This window comes from Frankia sp. AgKG'84/4 (assembly GCF_023242965.2).
GTDB lineage: Bacteria > Actinomycetota > Actinomycetes > Frankiales > Frankiaceae > Frankia.
In genome coordinates, this window is sequence record NZ_JALKFU020000013.1 from 1 (window position 1) to 22,784 (window position 22,784).

The following is a 22,784-nucleotide window of genomic DNA, read 5'->3' on the forward strand; positions in this document are numbered from 1 at the left end:
GCCGGGCCCTGGTCGGCGCCCCGAAGGTGCTGTTGCTGGACGAGCCGGCCGCGGGTCTCGACCCGGCCGACCGGCACGAGCTGGCCGCCCGCGTGCGTGGCGCCGCCGGACGCGGCATCGCCGTGCTGCTGGTCGACCACGATGTGCAGCTCGTCCTCGACCTCTGTGATCAGGTCCTCGTGCTGGACAGTGGCCGGATCGTCGCCCGCGGTCGGCCCGCGCAGGTCCGTGCCGATCCCGCTGTCCGCGCGGCTTACCTCGGCGAGCCGGACGCACCATCGGCCTCGGCGTCCGCGCTGTCGGCGGCAGTCCAGCGCAGTGAAGCCAAGCCGCTGGAGGCACAGTCGCTGGAGGCACAGTCGCTGGAGGCAGAGTCGCTGGAGGCAGAGTCGCTGGAGGCAGCGTCGCTGACGGCCCAGCCGCGCGAGAGCCGGCCGATCGAGGTCCGGCTGCGTGCGACCTCGCCCGACCCGTCGGACCGGTCGGCGGTGCCGGTGGCCTCGGCCGGGCGTGGGGGCGACCTGCTCGTGTTCGAGGGAGTCACCAGCGGCTACAACGAGGGTCCGGTGCTGCGGGAGGTCTCCCTGGCCGTGCGGGCCGGCGAGATCGTCGCGCTGTTGGGCGCCAACGGTGCCGGCAAGACGACCCTGATCCGTACCGCGGCCGGGCTGGTGCCGGCCAGTTCCGGACGGATCGCGCTGTTCGGCGAGTGGACCCGGCGGGTCCGGCCGAGCGTGCTGGCCCGGCGCGGGCTGGCGGTCGTCCCGCAGGGACGCGGCGCGCTCGGGCGGCTGACGGTGCGGGAGAACCTGAAGCTGGCCGCCGGGCGGCAGCACCGAGGCGAGATCGAGCGGGTGCTGGCCTGGTTCCCGCCGCTCGGCCCGCTGCTCGACCGGGCGGCGGGGGAGCTGTCCGGTGGGGAGCGCCAGCGCCTCGCGCTGGCCGTCGCGCTGGTGCGCCGGCCGCGGCTGCTGCTCGTCGACGAGCTGTCCTTCGGGCTCGCCCCGGGGGTGGCCCCCACCCTGCTCGAGCTGCTGCGGACGATCGCGGCGGAGACGTCCACGGGGGTGCTGCTCGTCGAGCAGTTCGCCGCGATCGCGCTGCGGGTGGCGGACCGGGGCTACGTGCTGGACCGGGGCCGGATCGCGCTGTCCGCCACCGCGGCCGAGCTCGCGGCCCGTCCCGATCTCCTCGAAGCGACCTATCTCGGCGCGGCGGCCCCACCGCCTGGCGCCGACGAGCCGACGCCGCCCGAGTAGCGCCTGCTCAGCATCACGCCTGCTCAGCATCACGCCTGCTCAGCGCGGCTTGGCGCCGAGCCGGCCGGCCGGGAATCCGCGGCATTCCCGGATTCCGAGGTATTGCCGCCCGCGCCGACCTACTCTTGTGCGAGCGGGAACAACAAAGCGCGGGAGCTCCGAACGAGGGGCTGAGAGGGCGGCTCGGGCCGCCGACCGCAGAACCTGTCCGGGTAATGCCGGCGTAGGGAGTTCATACGGTGTCCTCATTTTCTGTTACGCCGCCGCGATCCACCTCTGTTTCCACCGGGCCGTTGGCGGGCAGCCGGCGTACCTGGCTCGCCGGCCCGGGCGGGGATCTGCGGGTGCCGATGCGGGAGGTCATGCTCAGCACCGGCGCCAGCGTCGTGCTGTACGACACGTCCGGCCCGTACACCGATCCGGATGTGGAGATTGACGTGCGCCGCGGCCTGCCGCTACTGCGGGCCGGCTGGCTGGCCGCGCGCGGTGACACCGCGGCAAGCGGCGGGCGGGGCGCCCGGCGCGCGTCGGCCGGGAGCGAAGCCGTCACCCAGCTCGCCTACGCGCGGCGCGGCGAGATCACCCGCGAGATGGAGTTCGTCGCCGTGCGGGAGGGACTGCCGGCGGAGGTGGTGCGGGCCGAGATCGCGGCCGGCCGGGCCGTGCTGCCCGCGAACGTCAACCATCCGGAGCTGGAGCCGATGGCGATCGGCCGCGCGTTCCTGGTGAAGATAAATGCCAACCTCGGTAATTCGGCGGTGACCTCCTCCATCGAGGAGGAGGTCGAGAAGATGGTGTGGGCGACGCGCTGGGGCGCCGACGCGGTCATGGACCTGTCCACCGGCGCGGACATCCACCGCACGCGCGAGTGGATTCTGCGCAACGCCCCCGTGCCCGTCGGCACGGTGCCGATCTACGAGGCCCTGGAGCAGGTGGGTGGGCGCCCGGAGGAACTCACCTGGGAGATCTACCGGGATACCGTCATCCGCCAGTGCGAGCAGGGCGTCGACTACATGACGGTGCACGCCGGGGTGCTGCTGCGCTACGTCCCGCTGACCGCGCGGCGGCGGACCGGAATCGTCTCGCGCGGCGGTTCCATTCTCGCGGCCTGGTGCCTCGCCCATCACGAGGAGAACTTTCTCTACACCCATTTCACCGAGCTCTGCGAGGTTCTGGCGGCGTACGACGTCACGTTCTCCCTCGGTGACGGGCTGCGGCCCGGCTCGATCTCCGACGCCAACGACGAGGCGCAGCTCGCCGAGCTGGCGACGCTGGGGGAGCTGACCCAGATTGCCTGGGAGCACGACGTCCAGGTGATGGTGGAGGGCCCGGGGCATGTGCCGCTGCACCGGGTCGAGGAGAACGTGCGCCTGCAGCGGGAGATCTGCCACGACGCCCCCTTCTACACACTCGGGCCGCTGACCACCGACATCGCGCCCGGCTACGACCACATCACCTCGGCGATCGGCGCCGCCGTGATCGGCTGGCACGGCACCGCGATGCTCTGCTACGTCACCCCGAAGGAACATCTCGGCCTGCCTGACCGGGACGACGTCAAGGCCGGTGTCATCGCCTACAAGATCGCCGCGCACGCGGCGGACCTGGCCAAGGGCCATCCCGGCGCCCGCGCCTGGGACGACGCGCTGTCGGACGCCCGCTTCGAGTTCCGCTGGGAGGACCAGTTCCACCTTGCCCTCGACCCGGACACCGCCCGCGCCTACCACGACGAGACCCTGCCGGCACCCGCCGCGAAATCCGCGCATTTCTGTTCGATGTGCGGCCCGCACTTCTGCTCGATGAAGCTGTCCCATCAGGTGCGGGCCCAGTCGGGCACCACCGGCGACGAGACCGCCGGCGACGACATGGCCACGGAGGTGATCGAGGACGGCCTGCGCGCGAAGGCCGAGGAGTTCACCGCCGGCGGCAACCGGCTGTATCTCCCGCTCGCCTAGCGATTCCCGTTCGATCAACGCTGAGCGGTGTCAACCGCCGCGGCGCGAGCTGGGGAACGGGGGCGGCGTGCTGGGACGGAAGCGCCCCGACAGGGAGGCTTCGAGCCCGCGCCGCAGGGCGGCCTTCGCCGCGTCGTCGTCCAGCCCGACGAGGTCGATGTAGGAGATGCCGCGTAGCAGCCCCTCCGGCCGGCATACCTCGACCCGGACCGGTATCAGCCGGCGGTTCACCCCGGCCGGGTCGGTGTCCCACATTGTCGTCCATTCGGCCTGCATCCGCGGCGCCCGCAGGTAGTGCTCGGTGAGCACGACGAGCATCCGCCTGGTGTTCCTGATCGCCTCGTCGAGCCGGTTGGTCCGGTACTGCCCGGCCACGACGTCCCAGGCATGCAGGTGCACGTGATGGCCGCTGCTTTCCAGCTCCCAGGCGAGCCACTCGCCCCAGTCGTGGTCCTCGTCGGCGACGGAGACGATGAAGTCCCAGCTGCTGACCCCGCCCGGGACCGGGGTCCGGTCGTCGTCCCGGGATGGGTTGGCGTCGGCCGCCGGCAGTGGGCTGAACACGCCCACCCAGGCTGTCCGGTCGTTACCCCGTCCGGGAAGGTTGACGTCCACGCGGTGAAACGCCGCGGGATCGAGGCCGGGCAGCCGGGGTCGCACGGCCGACTCGAACAGCGCCGCCGAGATGATCAGCGCGACGTCGGCGGCGGGGGACTCACGCAGCACGTGATCCAGAGCGACCGCGTCGACCAGACGGGACGCGGTCGCCGCGGCGGACCCCTCGAGGGCGGCGCTGGCGGCGCTGACGTCGAGGCGGCTGCTCAGGTGCAGCGCGAGCCGCAGCCGGATGCGGTCCGCGGCAGCGTGCGCGCTGTTGTGGGCGGCCGCCGCGCGGGTCAGTTCGCCGACGAGGTCGGCGACGACCCGGGTCGCGGAGACGTCGCCGCGGATGACGCCGAGAAGGCGGGTGCCACGATCGCCTACACGCAGTGCGCCGGGCGGCAGCCGCCAGCCGCGGGCCGCCCGGTCGAGAACGCCGCGCAGGCCGTCCCGCCAGTCCACCGCCAGCGGCGCGCCGGTCGCGCTGAACCGCACCGGCTCGACGGCGAGGAGGAGCACCGACGTCGCGGCGAGACCCGCGAGGAATACCGGATTGACGGGATAGGACTGGCTGGCGGCGGCGAGGATCCGGCGCCGGCCGTCGACCAGCAGGCCGACGTCGAGCAGGGTGCCGATTTCCCGCCAGAACTCCAGCGAGGTGTGCGCGGACCATGTTGGCTGCTCTGACCGGTCCAGCCCGGCCCGATCGAGCAGCGTCGTGGCACTGCTCGGTCGGTGAAACGCCCGCGCGAGAGCCGCCACCTCGTCGTCGGTCAGACCATCCGCCACAGTTCCCCCGAGCCAGAGTCGTCGCCGCCGCGGGACGACGGCCACAGCGCGTCCGCGCGGGTAACCACGACCCGCGCCGGACGCATCCTCGGCATTGATGCTACGCGGAACGGATAACCCGCGTTCTAACCGTGCGGGTGCTGAAACAAGATTGTAGGAGAAAGGAGTTTCCCGACCAGCTAATAGCCGGCGTGGCGGGGAACGGGGTTGTGGGCACGGTCCGTACCCGCGGTGTGGGGCTGGCCCGGGCCGGGGCGCCCTGCCGTCCGCCATCTCGACCTGGACGGCGGAGTGATCTTCGGGACGAAGGGCTACCAGGCACCCGACCGTCCCCCTGGCCGACGGTGACTCGTTCTACGTCGTTCAGTACACGGCGACTGGGCGGCTCCTGCGGGTTGGCGGTCGGTTGCTCAGCGCACGGCGATCGGGTTGACCGGGGAACCGACCGCGCCGGTGACCGGGAGTGGGCCGGCGGCGAGGAAGAACTCGTAGACGCCATCGGCGGCGCAGGCGGCCGCGAGCGCGTCGAGGTCCCACATCTCGCCGAGGAACAGGCCGATGTGGGGGATCGCGACCTGGTGCAGGGGCTGGAAGGCGTGGTCGAACTCGTTGGGCCGTACCTCGAAGCCCCAGGTGTCGGTGGCGATGGCCGCGATCTCGGTGGCGTGCAGCCAGCCGGCGGTCGTGAAGGACAGACCGGGCGCCGGGCCACCGGCGTAGTCACCCCAGCCGTCGCGGCGAGCCCGGGTGAGCTGGCCGGTGCGCACCAGCAGGAGGTCGCCGCGGCCGACCGCCGCCGAGGCACCCTGCCGCTCGATGGTCCGCTCGAGGTGCTCGGTGGTGATCGCGAAGCCGTCGGGCAGTTCCCCGTCGTCGCCGATCGCGCGGCCGACGTCGAGCAGGACGCCGCGGCCGACGATGACGTCGGCGACGGTCTCGATCCCGGTGACGTGGTCACCCAGGCTGGTGACGACCTTGTCGGCGCGCCGGCCGTTCCAGGCCATGCCGTGGTCGAAGATGTGGCCGAGGCCGTCCCACTGGGTGGAGCACTGCAGCGGCATGGCGATGACGTCGTCGGCGCCGCCGATGCCGTGGGGGAAGCCCTGGTCGCCGTGGACCGCGTCCACTCCGGTGTCGAGCATGGTGTGGACCGGGTTGGTGCGCCGCCGCCAGCCCTTCTGCGGTCCGTCCATGTCGAAGCGCTGCGCGAGCGAGTACGACTCGCCGGTGCGCACGAGCGCCGCCGCCGCGCGGCGCCTGTCCGCGTCGAGGAAGTTCATGGTGCCGCGCACGTCGTCCGGGCCCCACCGACCCCAGTTGGAGACGCGCTTGGCGGCCGCGGCGATGGCGCTTTCCGGGTCGGTCCGGTCGAGGTCGTCGGGGCTCACTGGTCGCTCCCAGGTGATTGTGCGGGGGACGGCCCGAACAACCGCGACGCGGCCTTACGGGCCAGCGCGGGGTCGCGCCGTCGGGCAGGGGGCAGCGTGGGGGCCGCCCCGGCGACGCCGACGACGTTGCTGAGCGAGCCGAGGCCATCGACGGTGAGCGTGACGACGTCGCCCGGTGCGAGGGCAGGGGGATCTTCCCGCCCACGCCGGCCCCACAGCTCGCCCAGGCAGCCGCCGTTGCCGACAGTGCCCGAGCCGAGCACGTCGCCGGCCTCGACCCGGCTGTCCCGGGACGCATACGCGATCATCGCCTCGAACGTCCAGCCCATGTTGGCGAGCAGATCGCGACCGACCTCGACGCCGTTGATGCTGACCGCGCACCACAGCCGCAGGAAGCCGTCCTCGTCGCGATGGGGTTCCAGCTCGTCCGCGGTGACGATCCACGGTCCGAGGGTCGTGGCGAAGTCCTTGCCCTTCGCCGGGCCGAGGCCGACCTGCATCTCACGGCCCTGCAGGTCCCGCGCCGACCAGTCATTCATGATCGTGTAGCCGAACACGAGGTCGCGGGCCTGCTCCACGCTCAACGAGCGGCCCGCCCCGAGCAGGACGACGGCGACCTCCAGTTCCAGGTCGCGCGCCGTGCAGGTGGCCGGGAAAGGCACCGTCTCATCGGGCCCGAGGATGGCGTGCGGGTTGGTGAAATAGAAGGTGGGTGCGTCGTACCAGGCGTCGGGTACGCCCGCGGAACCCTCGATGGCCTGGCGGATCCCCTGCACGTGCTCCTCGAAAGCGACGAAGTCGCGCACGGAGGTGGGACGCAGCGGGGCCCGTAACCGGACGTCCGCCAGCGGGTGACCGGGGCTGCCGAGCGCCTCGTCGGCGCTTCGCCGAGCCGCGTCCAGACCGCGCCCCACGACGTCGTGCATGGTCAGTCCGGGCGGGAACGGGTGGACCAGGCCGTTCGCGACGACACCGACCCTGGGCTGGTCCGCGTCCGCACCAGCATTCGCCGTAAAGGTGGCGAGTTTCATCGAATTACCTCTCAGCTCGGCGGGCCGGGGCTTCAGGTCGGCCGGCTGACAATGTCGGCGATCTCGCTGCGGCGGCGGTCCATCGCATCGGCTCCTCGCGGTCGATCGGGCCCGACAGCTCACGGTAGAGAGACGAGTACCGGAGCGGAAATACGCAGCGTGGTTGGCTGCGATTCACCACCGCGATGACTCGGCGGACTGGCGCCGAGCGCGCCTCACCCGGCGCGGACCATCACCGCTCGTGCAGCGGTTGGACTCGTCCGTGGCGAAGACGACCGCGTCGTGGCGCCGGCGGCCGCGGGCACTTTCCTCGCGAGCTGTGCCGAGCCCTGAAGAGCTGACTGTCGGGCACCTTCGTGGGGTGCGGGGCACGGCTCGCAGCAGGTGGCCGGCGAGTACATTGCGCACTGCCGGGGAAGGCGACGCGGTTCGCCGACTCGGCCACCTGGCCCGCGCTGGAGTGAGTTGGGGGTTGTGGTGTCCGATGAGGCTGGGTCGTCCGGTGTGGGTTCGGGGGGGCGGGTTCGGTGGGGTAGCGAGACGGCGCTCGTCGATGATGAGGAGGCGAGGCGTCGGCTGGTCGCGGCGGCGCAGCGGGTGCTGGTCGCGCGGGGTACCTCGCGGCTGACGGTGGACGCCGTTGCGAAGGAGGCGGCGGTCGTTCGGTCCACGGTTTATCGCTATTTCGGGTCTCGCGATGAGCTGGTCCTCGGTGTGGTGCTCAGCCGGGTCGACAACGGGATGCGGCGTGTCCTCGGGATGGTGGAGCACCCGGACGACGCGGCCCGGTCGGTCGTGGATCTGATCATGTACTCGATCGGCCTTGTGGCGGGCGATCCACTCAACGAGGTGATGTTCTCGGGGGAGGGCCGCTGGTTGGTCACCTCGTTGGAGTTGCGGTCCGAGGCTGTCGCTGATGCGTTTCATCTCCACCTCGGCCCGCTTCTGGAGAGGTGGCGCGTGCAGGGTCAGCTCCGCGCGGATCTTGATCTTCGGGAGACGAGCCGGTGGATGAACACCGTGGCGCTGTTGCTGCTCGGCCCGCCGTGGGCGACGCGGCCCGACGAGGCGAAACGGGACTTCGTCGAGCGTTACATCGTGCCCGGGCTCCTTCCCCGTCCGGGGGGAGGGTGACGGGCCGGTCCCGCGAACCGACCGTGAGCGCGGGATGGTCCACCCGCCTACCGAAGCCCGGCTGTGCGCGCCGTCGCGCCAAGGCAGCACGCCTGGAGAATCGGGTGTTGTCGGGTGCGACGAGGGCGTCGATGAGGGCGTTGCTGGTGGTGGCGAGGTCGGCGTCGGTGAAGCCGAACCTGATTCCAGCGTGGGCGGTCAGGCGGTCAGGCGGCCGCAGAAACGGCTGAGTGAGCCGAGGAAGTCGCGGAAGTATGCCTTCGTCAGCTTGGCGTCGGGCATCATCGGGAAGCCGTGGTAGCCCCCGGCGTAGACGTGCAGTTCGGTCGGCACTCCGGCTTCGATGAGTTTCGTGGCGTAGGCCAGGTTCTCGACCGCGAACAGGTCGAGCGAGCCCACGCAGAGGAACGTCCGGGGCAGCCCCGCCGCGCTCGGCACCCGCGAGGCGGCCGCGTACGGCGAGACGCCGGCCGCACCGGGCTCGGTCCCGAGCAGCGAGGACCAGCCGAAGTGGTTGTCGGCCGGCGTCCACACGAACTCGCCGGCATAGGGGTGGGCTGGCCGGGAGGTACCGGTCCGGTCGTCCAGCATCGGGTAGATCAGGAGCTGGAAGCCGATGGTGATCTCGCCGCGGTCGCGGGCGAGGATCGCCAGGCATGCCGCGAGGCCACCGCCGGCGCTGGCCCCGCCGACCGCGATCCGTCCGACGTCGACGCCGAGGCTCTCGGCTTCGGCATGCAGCCACCTCAGGACCGCGTAGCAGTCGTCGAGCGGGCCAGGGGCCGGGGTCTCGGGTGCGAGCCGGTAGTCGACGGAGGCGACGACGGCGCCCGTCTCGCTGACGATGCGCCGGCAGGTGAGGTCGTCGTTGTCAGCGGAGCCGGTGACGAACCCTCCGCCGTGCATCCAGAGCAGCGCCGGGGCCGCGCCGTAGCTGCCCTTCGGCGCGTACAGGAGCACCCGCACATCGGGGGTGCCGGCGGCGCCCGGCACCAGAACCTCGCGACGGTCGGTGTCCGGGTAGACGTCGGCCGGGACCGGTGCACCCTCGCGTACCCGGTTCATGGATTCACGGATGGCGGGCAGGGTCTCGGGGCTGAAGGAGAACGGCGGGAAGACGTCGAGCGCCGGGGCGACTTCGGGGTCGACGAGGTGGCGGGTGCTCACGGTGCGGTCGGCGATGGTCATAAGGACTCCTGGGCGGGTAGTGCCGTCCCGGGGGTGCTGCCCGCGTCGGCTGGCCGGCCGTCGCCGCGCCTGGGGGTGAGGGTGAAGCCGGGGTAGCCGTCGGCGGCGACTTGGTCGCAGGTCTTCCGGTAGGGACCCATGCCGCCCACGTAGGGCATGAAGACGCGGGGCTTGCCGGGCACGTTCGCGCCGAGGTACCAGGAGGCGGCCTCGAGGTACAGCGTGTGCGCGGCCCGCTCGTTGACGTGGTCCACCCAGCGGTCCTGGGCGTCGAGCTGGGCTTCGACGCGGACCACGTCGTACTCCTGGCAGTGCGTCAGGAGGTCGCACACCCAGTCCACGTGCTGCTCGATGGACACGATCATGTTGACCAGGACCGACGGGCTGCCCGGGCCGGTGATCATGAAAAGGTTCGGGAAGCCCGCGGTGGAGAGGCCGAGGTAGGTGCGCGGACCCGCTGACCACGCATCGCGGAGTAGCTGTCCGTCCGCGCCGCGGATGTCGATGGCGTTGAGCGGGCCCGTCATCGCGTCGTAGCCGGTGGCGAAGACGATGACGTCCACCGCGTGTTCGACGCCGTCCACGAGCACGCCGTGCTCGGTGATCCGCTCGATCGGGGTTTCGCGCAGGCCGACAAGGGTGACGTTGTCGCGGTTGTAGGTGTCGTAGTAGTCGGTGTCGAAGCAGATCCGCTTGGCGCCGATCGGGTAGTCGACCGGGGTCAGGGTCGTCGCGGTCCGTGGGTCGCGCACCGACTGCTGGATCTTGTCGCGGACGTAGGCCGCGAGGACCTCGTTGGCTTCCCGGTTCAGCGCCGTGTCGTTGAACGTCATCATCACCGCTGAGCCGCCGGCCTCCCAGCGCCGGTCGAGTTCCTCGATCCGGGTCTGCTCGGCGACATCGAGGGCGCTGCCGACGGGAGGGTTGAAGATGGGCACTCCGCCGGGTGCGATCCTGCTCTCGGCCCGGTACCGGCGGTAGTCGGCCTTGATGGCGGCGACCTCGTCCGCCCGCAGCGGGCGATTGCGGGCGGGGATGGTGTAGTGCGGCGTCCGCTGGAAGACCGTGACGTGAGCCGCCCGCTCGGCGATGACCGGAATCGCCTGCACGCCAGAGGAGCCCGTGCCGATCACGGCGACTCGTCGGCCGGTCAGATCGACGCCGTCGTGCGGCCAGCGGCCCGTGTGGTGAGTCTCCCCGGCGAACGTCTCCATGCCGGGGAAGTCGGGGACCCGAGAGGACGACAGGCACCCGACCGCGGTGACCAGGTAGGCCGCGCGGACCTGCTCACCGCGGTCGGTGACGACCAGCCAGGTGCCGTACTCGGGGTCGTAGGTCGCGGAGACGACCGAGGTCTCCAACGAGATGTCCCGCCGCAGGTCGAAGCGGTCGGCGACGTGGCCCGCGTAGGCGAGGATCTCCGGTTGGGCCGGAAACCTCTCGGCCCACTCCCAGTCCTGCTCGAGTTCCGGCGAGAACGAGTACGAGTAGAACATCGACTCGACGTCGCACCGCGCTCCCGGATAGCGGTTCCAATACCATGTGCCGCCCACGTCCGAGCCCCGCTCGAAGACGCGCACGTCGAGGCCGAGATCGTCGCGGAACCTGTGCAGGGCGTACAGGCCGCCGAAGCCGGCACCAATGACGACGACGTCGTGGTCGACCTTGCGATCCATGCGTTCTCCCTCAGCTCACCTGCACCACGGTCAGACTGCGATCTGAACTGCTTCGGGACCGCGCAGGCCGAGACCACCGGCGTAGCTGACGTCCTCGGCGAGGTGGAACTCGGGCAGCCGGTCGAGCAGGTGGTCGAGCCAGATCTGCATCTCCAGCCGGGCCAGGTTCAGACCCAGACAGACATGCATGCCGAAACCGAAGCCGAGATGCTGGCGCGGCTCCCGCGTGATGTCGAGTCTCTCGGGGTGCTCCCACCGCAGCGGGTCCCGGTTCCCCGCGCCGATCAGTACCTTCAACTCGGCACCGTTCGGGATCGGGATGCCCTCGATCCGCGCGTCATCGGATTTGACGCGCCGGGGCAGCACCTGGACCAGGGTCTGCCAGCGGTGGATCTCCTCGATGGCGCGCGGAATGAGCGCGCGGTCCGCTACCAGCATCCTGAGCTGTTCGGGATGTTGCGCGAGGGAGGCCAGCGTCGTGGCCATCAGTTTGGCCGTGGTCTCGTTGCCGGCGAAGACCAACTGGGTGTTGCTGGCGATGATCTCTTGTTCACTCATCTGGTCGGCGAAGTCGTCGTGGACCATCATCGAGATCAGGTCGTCGCCCCCGCCGTGGGCCCGGCGGTCCTTGATGCGCTGCGCCATATATCCATTGAGTGCGGCCGTCGCGTCGCGGCCGCGCTGGACGACCGCCATACCCGCGGGGCTGGGATCGTAGGTGCCCGACTGGGTGGAACCCATAGCGTCGCTCCACGCACTGAACTGGCGGTGCATCGTCTCGTCGATGCCCAGCATGCGCGCGATGACGAGCGTGGGAATGGCGCGCGTCATATTAGAAATAGCGTCGACCGTCTCACCCGCCCGGACCCGCTCCACGAAGGGGTCCACCTGCGCCGCGACCACCTCCTCCACCAGCTCTCGCTGACTCCGCAGCGCGTCGCGCTGGAAGAAGCGGGACCATACTCCGCGCATCTGGTGATGACGGGTCGTGTCCAGCGCCTCCATGGTGACGCCGCCGAAGGCCCGGATGAACAGCTCCTGGAGGTCCTCCGAGCTGAACGTGTCGACGTCTGTCAGGGCCCGGGTGCAGTCTCGATAGCCGGTGATCATGTACTGGTCGACGCGCTCGTTGTAGACGACCGGGCCGAGCGCCCGCCACCGCTCCATGGTCGGATAGGGGTCCTGTCCGAAGTCGTGGTCCATGAGGTCCTGGTCCACCGTCGGGCAGCCACTCGACGTGATCGCCATCGGTTCACACTCCATCTCTGACCGCAGATCTCTGACCGCAGCGGGTTCAACCTGGACGCGTTGCGCGGGTCATCTGGCGTACGGCGTCGACCCGGGCCCCCTGTTCGGCCCCCGGCCACCGCCGCGCGCCAGCGCGAGTTCACGCCCGGCGGCGGCTGCGAAGATCCCGATATCAGAGCCGATCGTGGCCATGCGAACGCCCCGGTCGGTCCAGCGCCTGGTGCTCGCCGCGTCGAGCTGGTGCATGCCGAGCACGACGCCAGTCGCCTCGCAGGCGCCGCGAATCCGCTCGATCGGCTCGACGAGCTGGTCGGTCGTGAAGGCCGCCATCGGGTTCAGACCGAGCCCGATCGAGAGGTCCGCGGGCCCGATGTAGACGCCGGTGACGCCGGGCACACCGACGATGTCCGCCACGTTCGCCAGGCCCTCCACCGTTTCGATCATGACGAAGATGCCGACCCGGTCAGCCATGGCAGCCAGGTCCGTCGACGGTAGACCGGGGCGGATCGGGCCGAAGCTGCGCACACCGGAGGGTGGATAGCGCACCGCCCGAACGGCGTCGATCGCGTCCTCGGGCGTGCTCACCATCGGGACGATGACGCCGTCGACGCCGCAGTCCGCGAGCCGGGCGATCAGGGCGGAATCGTTCTTCGAGACCCGCACGATCGTGGGTGGGTCGTCGTCGCGGCCGCGGATCAGGAGCCTCGCGGCCTCGGCCTCGGTGAGCACCGAGTGCTGGCAGTCGATCCCGACGTAGTCGAAACCCGCGCGGCGATAGGCCTGCAGCGCGAACTCGTGTCCAGACGTCACCCAGCCGCCAAGGGCGACCTGGTCCGACTCCCAGATCGCGCGCAGTGAAGGGTGGGTCATCCTGGGACCACACTGTTGGCGGGGAGCAGCCGGCTCTCGTCGAGGTCCTCGAGCTTGGCGACTCCCATGAGAGTCATGCAGCGGGTGATCTCGTCGCGGAAGATGTCCGCGACGTGCTTGGCCCCCTCGGGGCCGGCGGCGGCCAGGCCGTACAGGTAGGGGCGCCCGATGCACACGGCGTCCGCGCCGAGGCAGAGCGCCTTCACCACGTCGGTCCCGCGACGGACACCGCCGTCGAGGAGGACCTGCGCGCTCCCGCCGACCCGTTTCGCGATCGCCGGCAGCGCGTCGAGCGCCGCGGGGGCGCAGTTCAGCTGGCGGCCACCATGGTTCGAGACCACGACGCCGTCGGCACCGAGGGCGACCGCACGCTGCGCGTCGTCCGCGTCCAGCACACCCTTGATAAACAGCGGACCCTTCCAGTTAGCCCGCATCCAGGCGAAGTCGTCCCAGTTCAGCTCGGGGCGCATCATGCGGTACTGGGCGGTCAGCGAGGACACCGCGGCCCTGGCCCCACCGGTGTCGACGAGGTTGCGGACCGAGATGCGCTGGTGCCGGAGAAAGGCCGCCCACCACTTCGGGTGCAGGGCCGCGTTGGCGACGCGCGCCGGCGTGAGGACCGGCGGGTTGCCCATGCCCCGCTTGCGCTCGGTCTCCCGATTACCGTGGATGGGCACGTCGACGGTGACGAACATGGCGGCGTACCCGGACTTCCGTGCGCGTTCCATCAGCGCGGAGGTGAGGTCGTGTCGGCCGGTGGCGAGGTCCGCCCAGGGGTACAGCTGGAAGAAGTGGTCGCGTTTCGTTCCGGCCGCGACCTCGTCGAAGGAATACGATCCCGCGGTGGTGACGATCGAAAGGGTCCCGGCCCGCTCGGCCGCCTGACCGGCGCCGAGTTCGCCGGTCCAGTGCGAGAGCCCGGCCAGGCCTGTCGGCGCGAACAGTACCGGCATCGAGAGGTCCTGGCCGGCGACCGTCACACTGATGTCCGTCGCTTCGTTGCCGGTCAGCACCCTGGTCCTGAGCATGTAGCGGTCGAACGCCGAGCGGTTGGCGTCGAGGGTCTCCATGCCCTCCGCGCCATAGTCCACATAGGCCCACACCATGTCGGGCACGGCACGTTTCGCTCGCCGGCGGTAGTCCTCGACGGTGATCGGTCCGGACCGCGACGACAGCTTGTACCGGAATGCGGGCACGGCGGGCCCCTCTCTGCTGGCGAAAGGCCGGCTACTTGACCGCAACGGGATTGGCGACGGACCCAACGCCACCGACGACCCGCAGGGGCGGGCCCGAGAAGAAGAAGTCCCACTGCCCGTCCGCGGCACAGTCCTCGGCGAGCGCCTCGAGGTCGAACATCTCCCCGAACATCATCCCGACGTCGCGGAGCAGGACACAATGCAGCGGGAGAAAGGCGCCCGCGGTACGCGAAGGCTGGATCTCGACCCCCCAGTTGTCGGCGGCGACTATCGAGATCTCCCGCTCGCAGATCCACTGCGCGCATTCGAGTGCCAGGCCCGGATTGGCCGCCAGCCATTCCGGGGTCCAGCCCTCGACGAGGGACTTCCGCCGCCAGCCGGTCCGGAACAGCAGCGCATCGCCACTGCCGACCCGCACGCCCTGGGCCGCCTCGGCCCGCTCCAGCTCAGCTACCGTGATCGGGTCATCCTCCGCGCTGATCCAGTCCACCCCGCGCAGCCGCGCCAGATCGAGCAGGACGCCGCGCCCCACGGCTCCCGGAAGCACCGCCTCGATACTGTTGCGGCTGGCGCCACCGCGAGCGGTCACGGCCGCCGACGCGATCACGTCGTTGTAGAACCGGTCGTCGTAGCCGACGTGGGCGAGCGAGTCCCACTGCGACGCGCATTGCAGCGGCAGGGTCAGCATGTCGTCGGACACGACCAGGCCGTCCGGCGTGGTGAACTCCCCGGGCAGGATCGTCATGGCGTGGATCGGGTTGAACCGGCCCGTCCCCTGCTGCGGCCCGACCATGCCGAGCGGCAGGCTGAGCTCGAAGACCTTGCCGGAACGGATGGACGAGGCCGCGGCCCTGACCTTCTCCGGGGTGATGAAGTTCAGCGTCCCCCGCTGGTCGTCAGCACCCCAACGGCCCCAGTTGGACAGCCGTTTGCCGATCGCCTTGAAGTCCTCCACGCTACTCACCTCTCGACTAGCTGCTGCACCACTGAGGCTTCTGAGCCGCCGGATTTCCGGCCTCCGCGGGGGGCTGGCCCGACGGCCGACTTCGCCAGTTGTGGGGTCGGGGGAGACATCGCCTGATCGGTGTGTCGGAGGCTACGTCGGGGGGCACGCACGGTCAAGAACTGTGTTCTAGAACCCGGCTCTACCATAGGCCGGAGCATCCTTCACCACCACGACCGGCCCACGCTGACCAGGAGAGCGACGACTCCTATGATCATTTCTGACCATAGCTGCCCCCGAGCCGGCGGAGCGGCCGTGCCCGCTCCGGCGACCGGCCGCGGCTGAGATCCGTGTTCCCACAGGACGAGACTCCCGCGTCAGGCGCGCACGGCGTGCCGGCGGCGGCACAGAACTTGCACGCCCAGGGAGGGCCACCCGTGGCTGCGAGGTGGACGCCACAACCGGCGACGGAGTTCTTCATCGGTCGCAGAGCCGCCTCGCAGGCTCAGATCGACAAATACAACAAGATCCTCGAGGCGGCCTACGAGCTGGCGGACAAGGGCGGGTACGACGCACTCCAGATGCGCGCGGTGTCCGACGTCAGCGGCGTGGCGCTCGCGACCATCTACCGGTATTTCAAATCGCGGGACTACCTGGCCTACATCCTGGGCATCTCGTGGATCGCGCAGGTGGTCGGCAGACACGGGCTCACGCCAGAGAAGACCTCGTCGCTGCGCGCGCTCAGGCGAACCATCTACGCCTCGGCCGCGGACCTCAAGGAGCACCCGAACATGCTCCAGACCTTCACGCGGTCCATGCTCACGTCCGATCCGCTCGTCGGCGACGATCGCAGGCACATCACCGCCACCTTCTCGTGGGGCGCGCCCAAGGGCGTCAGGCAGAAGGACTGGGAGACCATGACCTACTACATGGACCTGGTTTACTGGGCCGGGCTGCTGCGCTGGACCTACGGCCAGAAGGACTACGAAGGCATCGCGCGGGACGTCGACGGCGTCGCGACCATGGCCGTGAAAGCACTTGAGATCTTCAAATGATTCACGACGGCGCATCCTCGTCGACGGGGCCGCCTGCCCGCCATCATCGATCTTGATGGCATGCCATCGCCGCCAGCCTCGCGAGCCGTTCCGGGGACGGATCCTCCGACCGTAACCTGGCAGCACAGAACGCCGGATGCCAAGATCGTGAGAGGAGGTCGGACTGGTGCGGGTCCTACTGCCGCCGAGCGAGGCGAAGGCCGCCGGTGGCGATGGACCGTCGCTGCGGACGTCCGGGTTCGGTGACAGCGTGCTCGCCGGAACCCGCGCCGAGGTCGCGCGGGCGGTCACGGCGTTCTGCCGGGCCGACCCGAACGCGGCGATCGTCGCGCTGCGCCTGCCCGCCTCACGCGCGCGGGCCGACCTCGCCACCAATACCGCGATGCTGGACGCACCGACGATGCCCGCGCTCGACCGCTTCGTCGGAGTGCTCTACCAGGCGTTGGATCCGGCGACGCTGCCACCCGCCGCCCGCGCCGCGGCCGACCACACCCTGTTCGTCTCCAACGGCGCATTCGGCCTGCTCGGGGCGGCCGAGCCGGTGCCCGACCATCGGGTCGCCATGGCGGCGACGGTCCCCGGCCTCGGCGGCCGTACCGCACCGACCGTGCTCGCGGCCCTCTGGCGCGCCCGGCTCGCACCAGCCCTGCCCGACCTGCTCGTCCGGGCCCCGGACGCCGTCGGCGAGCACCTCATCGTGGACCTCCGCTCCTCGGACTACGCGACCGTGCCCTCCCTCGCCGGGCCGATGCGCGCCAGCGCCCTGCCCGTGCGCGCCCTGACCGAGAAACTCATCGACGGGCACTGGCTCCGCCGTCCGCTCAGCTACCAGGCGAAACAGACGAAAGGCCGGCTGACCCGCGCACTCCTGCTCGCCGAAACCGACGGACGTCCGGTCAAGACCGTCGACGATGTGGCCGAGGCAGCCGAGTCCGCTGGCCTCGTCGCCGAGCCACGCGGTACCCCGACCGCGCCCACCCTCGACGTCATCACCCGCTGGAACCCGACCACCTGAACCTCGGCCAGCTCTGACGGGTGATCACGCGACGTCGAGCCGCGCGCGCAAGCTGCTGGTGGCCCGGGCGCTGGGCGCCCTCGCCGCCGTACTGTTTGTCCTGTCCGCTGGTACCACCACCATCAGCTCGCTGGGCGACGACCCGGCCGCCCTCGCGCACGCGTACAGCCCGGACGGCTACAGCGTCGTGGAGGTCCGCCGTCCCAGCGCCGGCACCGTCCGGCTCGTCGCTGGCCGGGACCTGCTCACCGGCACGGACACGTCCACCGACCCGAACGTCCGGGGCTCCCTCACCGGATCCTGCGCGGCGGTCCGCCACATCATCGGCGGATACCTTCCCTGTGACCACCGGCAGCTGTACGGCACCGCATACGAGCAGGCATCGCCGCCGACGGTCCGCGACGCTGCCCCGACCCCACTGCGCGGCCCCGCGGCGACATTCTCGACGGTTTTCTGCTCACCCTCACCGACCGAGCCACCATCGCCGCGGTCGACGACGACCTCTACTACCTTCCGCTGCCTACCGTCGAGGCGGGCAGACTGTACGACAAGCTCATCGGCCAGGATCCGACCGCCGCATAGATCACCTTAATGGCGGCTGTCCGGACTTAACGGGGCACACCACCGGTCCTGTGGCCGGGGAATTTCGCCTGGAGATCTTCCGGTCGGTGACGGCGTCGTGCCCACACCCTGTGGTACCTGGCGGCGTGGGAGTCGGTCTTGTCGTACTCATTCGTCGTTCCCACCGGGGCGGGGCTACACAACGACCATCGAACCAGGCGAAGATCCCGCATCCCTAAATCCAGACGATCAACGGCCTGGCAAAACTCTACGGAAGGTGGACGAGTGTCTTGCCGGTATTAGCGCCGCGCATCATGGACAGGAAGGCTTCGACGGTGTTGTCGATGCCATCGAGGATGGTCTCTTCGGTGCGCAGCGAGCCGTCTTGCAACCAGTCGGTGGCCTGTTGGATGTAGCCGGTGGCGATGTTGTAGTGACGGTCTGGACCGAGCGCAGCCGTTTCAGGCCGCGCATCGGCCGTAGCCGGGCTTTCAGGCGGCTGTGGTCGGCTTCGATCCGGTTGTTCTCCCGGGCTGCGTCGACGTGGCAGGCCTCGGGAAGCAGCTCGTCAAGGATCCCCGGATAGACCGGCGCCTTGTCTGTGGTGACCTCGACCGGCCGGCGCCCCTGCGTCAGCGCTCGAACGAAGAATCGGCGGGCGGCGGCCTGGTCGCGGCGGGTACTGGCCAGGACGTCGATGACCTGGCCGTACTGGTCGACCGCCCGGTACAGGTACGTCCAGCGGCCCGCGACTTTCACATACGTTTCCTCCACGAACCACCGATCACCGGGCCGGTGCCGACACGGCCGGGCCGCCTCGACCAGCAGAGGCGTGAAGCGCCGCACCCACCGGTGGACGGTCACCTGATCAATGACCAGGCCGCGCTCGGCGAGCAGCTCCTCCACGTCCCGGTAGGACAAGGCGTAGCGCAGGTGTACCACCGCACGGCCAGAACGATCACCTCGGGAGGGAAGCGGAACCCGGCGAACTCCGATGGCGGAACCGGTGGACGGACACGACGTGGGCGCATCACCCGATCATGAGCGATCGGCAGCCGCGCGCTGGCGGACTCCGTCGATGCAACAGTGCCCCCCGCCCCCGCCCCCGCCCCGTTCAGCGGATGGGCACAACGGCGCACCCGTCAGTGCTCGGAGAGCAGCTCGTAGACAGTGACGACGGGCAGGGGGTCCAGGGCGAGCGCATCACTGTTGCGGATACCGCCGGCGGCCGAGGCTTCGAGGAACGTTCGGATCGTCTCGGCGAGATTCTCGGATTCGAGCTCGTACACGGCGACGTAGGTCGGGACGGCGGGGCCCACGTTGATGGGACCGGCGTCCCGGGCCCGATAGCGGCGGGCACCGACGAAACCGGGAACCTTAAGAATGTCCGGAATGTGCTCATCATCGTACCAGGCGTTGTACTCGTCTTCACGCTCCGGACTCACCGGGCTGCTCTGAACCAGCATGATGCCCTTTTGCATACGACGGCTCCCTCGTGGCGTGTCAGAATGAAAGGACGCGGCGACCGGTCAACGCCGCCGGCGGGTCGGTTCGATCGTGGGGAAGCTCAGCGATCTGTTTTATTGTCCTCCCGGCCACATCGCCGCTTTCGATGAATGCCTGCCGGGCGGCCTGCAAAATGGAGGTCTTGCGCGCCTCCGCGGTGAGGCGACACTGGCGTGGCGGCGGCTCCGACTCGGAAGAACGCACCGCTTGCACCATCTCCGACCTCCAGCCCCCGTGGTCCGCCGTTGAGTGAGCATACGCTATCTAGCTTTCTCGGATCCGCACGCCGGCCAGTGACGGTGGTGGTATTGCGTTTTAAGGTGCGGACGATCGCACGCTCCGGAAAGTTGTCGGCGGCTTCCTGGACGGGTGCCGCCAGCCCGGGCTCGATGTCCGGGACCGCCACGAAGCCGTGCCCCTCCTCGTCCAGCGAGAAGACATCCGGACAGATCTCCCGGTAGCGGGCCTGGCTGGACGAACGCGGCGTCAACCTGCTCGACGGCGGCGCGCCGTTCTACGACACCTACCGATGCGCTGGCGTAGCCGTCGTCACCGGCGGCGCCTCCGGCCTGGGCCTGGCGTCATCTCCAGCGGGCAGAACGCCGACCTCGTGGTCGTCGCGGCACGCACCGGCCCGGAGCGCCACCGCGGCCTGACCCTGCTCGTCGTCGAGCGCGGCATGGCGGGCTTCGGCCACAGCCGCAACCTCGACAAGCACGGCCTGCACGGCCTGCACGGCCAGGACACCCGCGAGCTGTCCTTCACCGACGTCCAGGTGCCGCTGGAGAACCGGTTGGGGGAGCAGGGCGCCGGGTTCTACCAGCTTGTGCGCAACCTCCCCAGGAGCGGCTGTCGCTGGCGGTGAGCGCGGTCGCCGCCGAGGGCATCCTCGCCCGCACCCGGGAGCACGTCGCCGGCCGGCGCGCGTTTGGCCAGCCCGTCGGCGCCTTCCAGCACAGCCGGTTCCTGCTCGCCGAGCTGTATACCGAGGTCGACATCGCCCGGGCCTTCGTCGACCACTGCGTTGAGCTGCACTCCCGCGGCGAGCTGAGCGCCGCTCACCAAACTCGCCGCCGTCGGCCCGATCAGCAGACGCGCCGGTCCCTGGCATGCCCGCCTTCAACGGACGCAACAGCATCCGCGAGTTGCGGGATGATCGCTGGCCAGTCGTCGTCGTGGGGCAGGGCCTGGCGGAACAGACGGGGTCACGTCCACCGTCCACGGCGTACCGCCGCCGCCGGAAGTTCGAGCACGTAGGGCCGCGATGGCTGCGGCGGCGAAATCGTGGCCTGGTTCATGCCCGCCAGAATGGACGGCTCCGACATGCCATCACGCCGGACCTGACTCCGCGGCGCTCGGCTCGAGCTGGTCGAGATAGCGCTCGACGAGGTCCAGCACTTCCTGGTGACCGGTCGTGACGCCCATGACGTCCTCTATCACGAGGACGCGCGCGACGGCGCTCATCACGACGGTCACCGCCCCGGCCGGAACCGCTTCGTAGCCGCGGCTGGCGAACCGTGCCGCAACGGCCTTGATCTCGAGGGCGCGAAAACGCTCGACATACTCCGCTATTTCCGCCCGGATGGTCTTGCGGTGGTTCGCGAGCGCCTGGAACTCGGCGAGCAGCACCACTCCGTCAGGTTCTCTGGCCAGCCTCCACAGGACACGTAGTGGCTGGTGGGCGGCGAGCGCCTGCTCGTAGCGGCTGAGATTCGCCTCCGCGCCCTTCCGGAAGAGTGCCAGGAACAGGTCGTCCATGGTGTGGAAGTAGTAATGCACCAATGCGGGTTTCACGCCTGCCCGCGCCGCAACCCGGCGTGATGTGGCGGCGGCGTAGCCCTCCTCGATCATGATCGCGGCGGTCACGTCGAGCAGCGCGGCTCTCGTCTCCGAGTCCGCCGCGCCCAGCCGACGCGTCGCAGTCACCGCGCGGCGCCGGGCGCCGCAGGCAGATCGCTTGACGGGCCGGCCGGTCGGGCGATAAGCATGTCCTCAGCATAGCGATTGGGCGAACGCTCAGCACTACGTGTCGCCACCGGCAATTCGCGTCGCGAGGAGCGAACACATGACGACGGACACCGCCCTGGCCTGGGATCCCTACGACCAGACCTACGCCGCGGATCCGTACCCGATCTATCAGCGGCTACGGGAGCAGGCTCCCCTTTACTACAACGAGCAGTATGACTTCTACGCGGTCACCCGGTTCGCCGACATCGACCGCAGCGTGCCGAACTGGAAGACTTTCTCGTCGGCCAGGGGCGGTGTTCTGGAAATCATCAAGTCGGGTATGGAGATGCCCCCCGGCACCCTTATCTTCGAGGACCCGCCGAGCCACGACCTGCACCGCGGTCTGCTGGCCCGGGTCTTCACCCCGAGGCGCGTCCTTGGGCTCGAGCCGAAGATCCGTGAATTCTGCGTCCGCACACTCGATCCGCTCATCGGGGCGGGCGAGTTCGACATGGTCGAGGCTTTCGGAAAGGAGTTCCCGATGCGCGTCATCGGCATGCTCCTTGGCATTCCGGAATCCGACCAGGCCGACATCCGGGACGCGGGCAACGAGGCGTTGCAAACCCAGCCCGGCGGCCAGATGGACCTCTCCGGGGGCGCTCTCATGTCCGGGGAGATCTTCGGCCCCTACATCGACTGGCGCCGTGAGAACCCGTCCGACGACCTGATGACCGAGCTGCTCACCAACGAGTTCACCGATGAGAACGGCGTCACCCGGACCCTGACCCGCGACGAGATCCTCACCTACGTCACGGTCGTCGCCGGCGCCGGTAACGAGACCACCGGCCGTCTGATCGGCTGGGCCACCTCGACGCTCGCGAAATTCCCGGATGCCCGCGACGAGCTGGTAGCCGACCCGTCGCTGATTCCCAACGCCATCGAGGAGCTGTTGCGTTTCGAGCCGCCCGGCCACGCGTTGGCCCGCTATGTCACCACCGACGTCGAGTTCCATGGTCAGTCGGTGCCCGCGGGCTCGACGATGCTCTTTGTCCTCGCCGCGGCCAACCGCGACCCGGCCCGCTATCCGGAGCCGAACACCTTCGACATCCGCCGTCGGATCGGCCAGCAGCTGACCTTCGGGTTCGGGGGCCACTACTGCCTCGGCGCCGCGCTGGCCCGGCTGGAGGGCCGCATCGCGCTGGAGGAGATCCTTCGGCATTTTCCAAGGTGGGAGGTCGACTGGGCGCAGGCGAAGCTCGGCTCGACGTCGGTCGTACGCGGCTGGGAGTCCCTGCCGATCACAGTCGGCTAGAAGTCCACTGAAAATCTTGTGGGTCCGGGTTCAGCCCCGAAGTAGGATTTTCATCGGACGTTGGGCTGCGTCGGCGCGCATGTCCGCCAGTGGATGACGCACAGCCAGCAGAAG

Annotated in this window: 21 protein-coding genes, 1 pseudogene and 1 riboswitch; of the genes and pseudogenes, 9 read left to right on the plus strand and 13 right to left on the minus strand. The window is 69.9% G+C overall.

Annotation, left to right across the window (positions count from 1 at the left end):
• Together MXD58_RS02360 and thiC are read left to right on the plus strand one after the other, a co-directional pair.
• Positions 1 to 1,259, plus strand: a 1,259-nt coding sequence (locus MXD58_RS02360; RefSeq protein WP_250608999.1) for an ATP-binding cassette domain-containing protein, incomplete at its 5' end; no start/stop codon positions are given.
• Between the two features lie 139 nt (positions 1,260 to 1,398).
• Positions 1,399 to 1,506: riboswitch (TPP riboswitch) on the plus strand.
• 103 nt (positions 1,507 to 1,609) lie between these two features.
• Complete coding sequence (gene thiC, locus MXD58_RS02365) at positions 1,610 to 3,211, plus strand: phosphomethylpyrimidine synthase ThiC (RefSeq protein WP_374615528.1); 1,602 nt, start codon at positions 1,610 to 1,612, stop codon at positions 3,209 to 3,211.
• Between the two features lie 30 nt (positions 3,212 to 3,241).
• Here the strand turns inward: thiC and MXD58_RS02370 are convergent, their stop codons facing one another.
• From MXD58_RS02370 to MXD58_RS02380, 3 genes are all read right to left on the minus strand, one after another.
• Positions 3,242 to 4,600 (minus strand): toll/interleukin-1 receptor domain-containing protein, encoded by a 1,359-nt coding sequence (locus MXD58_RS02370; protein WP_248838772.1) that lies wholly within the window; start codon positions 4,598 to 4,600, stop codon positions 3,242 to 3,244.
• Positions 4,601 to 5,010: 410 nt separating this feature from the next.
• Positions 5,011 to 5,988, minus strand: a complete 978-nt coding sequence (locus MXD58_RS02375) for a cyclase family protein (protein ID WP_248838771.1) — start codon at positions 5,986 to 5,988, stop codon at positions 5,011 to 5,013.
• A complete protein-coding gene (locus tag MXD58_RS02380) occupies positions 5,985 to 7,019 on the minus strand; it encodes a fumarylacetoacetate hydrolase family protein (protein WP_248838770.1) in 1,035 nt (344 codons plus the stop codon). The genes MXD58_RS02375 and MXD58_RS02380 overlap by 4 nt, the downstream gene beginning before the upstream one ends.
• A gap of 504 nt (positions 7,020 to 7,523) precedes the next feature.
• Here MXD58_RS02380 and MXD58_RS02385 point away from each other — a divergent pair.
• Positions 7,524 to 8,153: a TetR/AcrR family transcriptional regulator gene (locus tag MXD58_RS02385; RefSeq protein ID WP_248838769.1), complete on the plus strand. Its 630-nt coding sequence runs from the start codon at positions 7,524 to 7,526 to the stop codon at positions 8,151 to 8,153.
• 198 nt (positions 8,154 to 8,351) lie between these two features.
• On the opposite strand, the gene MXD58_RS02390 is transcribed toward MXD58_RS02385, so the two are convergent.
• From MXD58_RS02390 to MXD58_RS02415, 6 genes are all read right to left on the minus strand, one after another.
• Complete coding sequence (locus MXD58_RS02390) at positions 8,352 to 9,341, minus strand: alpha/beta hydrolase (protein ID WP_248838768.1); 990 nt, start codon at positions 9,339 to 9,341, stop codon at positions 8,352 to 8,354.
• On the minus strand, positions 9,338 to 11,017 hold the full coding sequence (locus MXD58_RS02395) for a flavin-containing monooxygenase (protein ID WP_248838767.1): 1,680 nt from the start codon (positions 11,015 to 11,017) through the stop codon (positions 9,338 to 9,340). The genes MXD58_RS02390 and MXD58_RS02395 overlap by 4 nt, the downstream gene beginning before the upstream one ends.
• Before the next feature lie 30 nt (positions 11,018 to 11,047).
• Entirely contained in the window at positions 11,048 to 12,265 is a 1,218-nt protein-coding gene (locus MXD58_RS02400; protein WP_248838766.1) for a cytochrome P450, read from the minus strand.
• A gap of 69 nt (positions 12,266 to 12,334) precedes the next feature.
• The gene (locus MXD58_RS02405) at positions 12,335 to 13,135 is read right to left on the minus strand and encodes an HpcH/HpaI aldolase family protein (protein WP_248838765.1); all 801 of its coding nucleotides are present in this window, start codon (positions 13,133 to 13,135) and stop codon (positions 12,335 to 12,337) included.
• Positions 13,132 to 14,331 (minus strand): alpha-hydroxy acid oxidase, encoded by a 1,200-nt coding sequence (locus MXD58_RS02410; RefSeq protein WP_248838764.1) that lies wholly within the window; start codon positions 14,329 to 14,331, stop codon positions 13,132 to 13,134. The genes MXD58_RS02405 and MXD58_RS02410 overlap by 4 nt, the downstream gene beginning before the upstream one ends.
• A gap of 31 nt (positions 14,332 to 14,362) precedes the next feature.
• Entirely contained in the window at positions 14,363 to 15,286 is a 924-nt protein-coding gene (locus tag MXD58_RS02415) for a cyclase family protein (protein ID WP_250609000.1), read from the minus strand.
• Positions 15,287 to 15,711: 425 nt separating this feature from the next.
• Between MXD58_RS02415 and MXD58_RS02420 the strand changes: the two genes are divergently transcribed.
• The 3 genes from MXD58_RS02420 (at position 15,712) to MXD58_RS02430 (ending at position 17,936) form a co-directional block, all read left to right on the plus strand.
• Entirely contained in the window at positions 15,712 to 16,329 is a 618-nt protein-coding gene (locus tag MXD58_RS02420; RefSeq protein ID WP_248838762.1) for a TetR family transcriptional regulator, read from the plus strand.
• A 166-nt stretch (positions 16,330 to 16,495) separates the two neighbouring features.
• On the plus strand, positions 16,496 to 17,344 hold the full coding sequence (gene yaaA / locus MXD58_RS02425; protein ID WP_248838761.1) for a peroxide stress protein YaaA: 849 nt from the start codon (positions 16,496 to 16,498) through the stop codon (positions 17,342 to 17,344).
• A gap of 58 nt (positions 17,345 to 17,402) precedes the next feature.
• Positions 17,403 to 17,936 (plus strand): hypothetical protein, encoded by a 534-nt coding sequence (locus tag MXD58_RS02430; protein WP_248838760.1) that lies wholly within the window; start codon positions 17,403 to 17,405, stop codon positions 17,934 to 17,936.
• A gap of 401 nt (positions 17,937 to 18,337) precedes the next feature.
• Here MXD58_RS02430 and MXD58_RS02435 read toward each other — a convergent pair.
• The 3 genes and pseudogenes from MXD58_RS02435 to MXD58_RS02445 all read right to left on the minus strand — a co-directional run.
• Positions 18,338 to 18,936 (minus strand): annotated as a pseudogene (locus tag MXD58_RS02435) (IS6 family transposase); the annotation flags it as partial.
• A gap of 111 nt (positions 18,937 to 19,047) precedes the next feature.
• Positions 19,048 to 19,371 (minus strand): DUF4286 family protein, encoded by a 324-nt coding sequence (locus MXD58_RS02440; RefSeq protein ID WP_250609001.1) that lies wholly within the window; start codon positions 19,369 to 19,371, stop codon positions 19,048 to 19,050.
• A gap of 37 nt (positions 19,372 to 19,408) precedes the next feature.
• Entirely contained in the window at positions 19,409 to 19,615 is a 207-nt protein-coding gene (locus MXD58_RS02445; protein ID WP_248838758.1) for a hypothetical protein, read from the minus strand.
• Positions 19,616 to 19,940: 325 nt separating this feature from the next.
• Here MXD58_RS02445 and MXD58_RS31560 point away from each other — a divergent pair, with 325 nt between their 5' ends.
• Together MXD58_RS31560 and MXD58_RS31565 are read left to right on the plus strand one after the other, a co-directional pair.
• The gene (locus MXD58_RS31560) at positions 19,941 to 20,276 is read left to right on the plus strand and encodes an acyl-CoA dehydrogenase family protein (RefSeq protein ID WP_248838757.1); all 336 of its coding nucleotides are present in this window, start codon (positions 19,941 to 19,943) and stop codon (positions 20,274 to 20,276) included.
• On the plus strand, positions 20,273 to 20,668 hold the full coding sequence (locus MXD58_RS31565; RefSeq protein WP_248838756.1) for an acyl-CoA dehydrogenase family protein: 396 nt from the start codon (positions 20,273 to 20,275) through the stop codon (positions 20,666 to 20,668). Before MXD58_RS31560 ends, MXD58_RS31565 begins: the two co-directional genes overlap by 4 nt.
• 72 nt (positions 20,669 to 20,740) lie before the next feature.
• Here MXD58_RS31565 and MXD58_RS02460 read toward each other — a convergent pair whose 3' ends face one another.
• On the minus strand, positions 20,741 to 21,277 hold the full coding sequence (locus MXD58_RS02460) for a TetR/AcrR family transcriptional regulator (RefSeq protein WP_308301880.1): 537 nt from the start codon (positions 21,275 to 21,277) through the stop codon (positions 20,741 to 20,743).
• Positions 21,278 to 21,476: 199 nt separating this feature from the next.
• Here MXD58_RS02460 and MXD58_RS02465 point away from each other — a divergent pair, with 199 nt between their 5' ends.
• Positions 21,477 to 22,670 (plus strand): cytochrome P450, encoded by a 1,194-nt coding sequence (locus MXD58_RS02465; protein WP_248838754.1) that lies wholly within the window; start codon positions 21,477 to 21,479, stop codon positions 22,668 to 22,670.
• The last annotated feature ends 114 nt before the right edge of the window (positions 22,671 to 22,784 follow it).